The following is a 2375-nucleotide window of genomic DNA, read 5'->3' as shown; positions in this document are numbered from 1 at the left end:
CAGGAGGTGCTGCAACAAAAGCGATGATGAAACAGGTGATTGCAGATAAGAGGGTAGGAATCATCAATACACCGAACCAACCGATATATAAACGGTTGTTGGTGCTGGTAATCCATCCGCAGAACTGTTCCCACGCAGAAGCGCTCTCGCGTCTTTGTAATGTGGTTGTCATGGTTCGGATAATTGCTTTTTATTTGTTTTATAATTAGGCGCGATTTCTCTTGCCTCTTATTTATCACTATACATTAGTTTATTCACTTAGGAGCATTTGCTTAAATATTTATCACTTATTTAAAATATAAGTAAATATTATGTAAGGTCAAAGGTTAGAGGTTAGAGGTCAAAGGTTTTGTTTCCGTTCAAAAAAACTTACTAAGTACTTCGGCAAAATTAATTGTGCATTTGTCATTGCGAGTGGAACAAAGTGAAACGAAGCAACCGCAACCCTTTGAGATTGCTGAACGCTGTCGTAAACGCTTCGGACACAAATAATTTTGCACACCCACTTAGTAGTCCATGTCATTAAATTTGGTGGGTAATTCGTAGTGCGTTACCCTAACGGGTCAGCAAGCTGAACGCGTAGCGTGTCCTTGCGGACACGCTACGCCAACGCACTACAAATATTTAACTCAGCAAAACCAATGCAATAGACTACTAGACGTTCTTAGCGCAGAGAAAATTTCATAGAGCAATTACCCATTCCCAATTACCAATTACCCATTCCCTTACTTTAAAAATCAAAATAAATATAAGGTAATCGACCTTCGGGAGCTAAAACCCAAACTGCCCAGAGGCATAGTGGGATGAATAGGAGTTTTAAATGCCAATTAAGCTCTAGTTTCAGACGATTGCTGAAGGCGTAGCTTATGCCCATCACAGCTGCAATACCAATTAATAAAGCAGCTAATTGATATTGACTAATATTAAGAGCTTCCATATAGACTTTTTGAGCAAATTGTGCATCGGCAGAACGACCCCACAGATGAGTAATTACTAACCAAGAATCTTGTAAATTAGGTAAGCGGAACCATATCCATGAAGTGAAAACCATTAACTGCGTCAGTAGCCAAGCTAAAATTACCCCTGCGGGATTTTGCCAAAAATTTTCTAGAGGCTCGAATCGATCGCTAATCACATCAGTTAAACGATGTACGACTAATGCAAAACCGTGATAAGCACCCCAAACAACCCATCCTAAAGCTGCATCATGCCAGATTCCGGCAATAACCATAACAATCATTAAGTTCAAGCAGGTGCGAGCTAAACCTTTACGGGAACCTCCGAGAGGAAAATAAAGGTAATTACGCAGCCAATCACCTAAAGTCATGTGCCAGCGTCGCCAAAAGTCAGCAATACTAGTGCTGAAATAAGGATGATTGAAGTTTTCTGGCAACACTAAACCGAAAAGTAAAGCACTACCGCGAGCGATATCTACATAACCGCTAAAATCTAAATATAGTTGTAAGCCATAAGCAAAGGTAGCCAACCACAAATCGACGCTACCCGCTCTTTGCAAGCTGCTGAAAGATAAATCTACAAAAATTCCTAAGTTATCTGCTAAAAGAGCTTTTTTTGCCGCACCCCTAGCAATTAACCACAGTCCTTCAGCGATGGTATTGGCATTAGGAAACTTCAGATTATTAAACTGGTTCTCCAAATGATGGTAGCGAGTAATCGGACCCGAAATCAGTTTGGCAAAGAAAGATTTGTAACTAGCAAATAGAATAAACTGCTCCGCAGCAGGTGCGCCACGATAAATATCTACTAGATAAGCAATACACTCAAAAGTGAAAAATGAAATTCCCAGAGGTGCGATCGCTTTAAAAGTACTTCCACTCCCCACAGGATGAGCAACGCTGGGGTTAAAGAAATTGAATAAAGGCGGCAAATACTTGAACCCAAACAGTAGCAAAAGATTTAAAGTAATGCCCAGCCATAAAACTTTCAAACGATGACGGTTCCAATCAGCTTGAGCAAATTGCCACTGCTCGTTAGAAATTCGCCAATCAAGACTATGCTTTCCGGGGGAAGTATTTTGTCCGAGGGCTAACCCCAAACGAAAATTAATATAAGTTAGCGTCAACAACAGCGGTACATAGTAAATTTGATTAGACGCATAAAAAATTAAGCTGGCAATTATTAAAGTCCACAGTCGCAACCTTTGTTGTTCTACAGACCAATAAATCCCCAATACGCTCAGTAAGAATAGTCCGTAGGCAAACGAAATGAAATTCATGTTTGAGTTAGTTGTTGGTTGATAGTTGTTGGTTGATAGTTGATAGTTGATAGTTGTTGGTTGATAGTTGATAGTTGATAGTTGATAGTTGATAGTTGTTGGTGGGTAAAACCTCTCCCCATCTCCCCATCTCCCCATC

At 40.2% G+C, this 2375-nt stretch carries 1 protein-coding gene and 1 pseudogene; both read right to left on the bottom strand.

Annotated elements, in window-relative coordinates; translation table 11 throughout:
• A pseudogene (locus IQ247_RS31985) lies at window positions 1-172 on the bottom strand (photosystem II q(b) protein); the annotation flags it as partial.
• A 558-nt stretch (window positions 173-730) separates the two neighbouring features.
• Window positions 731-2236 carry an MBOAT family O-acyltransferase gene (locus IQ247_RS31980; RefSeq protein WP_193926213.1) on the bottom strand — a complete coding sequence of 502 codons (1506 nt, stop codon included), beginning with the start codon at window positions 2234-2236 and terminating at the stop codon, window positions 731-733.
• Between the last annotated feature and the right edge of the window lie 139 nt (window positions 2237-2375).

The organism is Plectonema cf. radiosum LEGE 06105 (genome assembly GCF_015207665.1).
Taxonomy (GTDB): Bacteria; Cyanobacteriota; Cyanobacteriia; order Cyanobacteriales; family Nostocaceae; genus Rivularia; species Rivularia radiosa_A.
Note: the sequence above shows the minus strand (reverse complement) of the source record. Positions and strands in the feature narration are given on the sequence as shown.

Bases quoted from the DNA above. Each gene is read 5' to 3' on its own strand.
- IQ247_RS31980 (WP_193926213.1), bottom strand. From the start codon at position 2,236: ATGAATTTCATTTCGTTTGCCTACGGACTATTCTTACTGAGCGTATTG.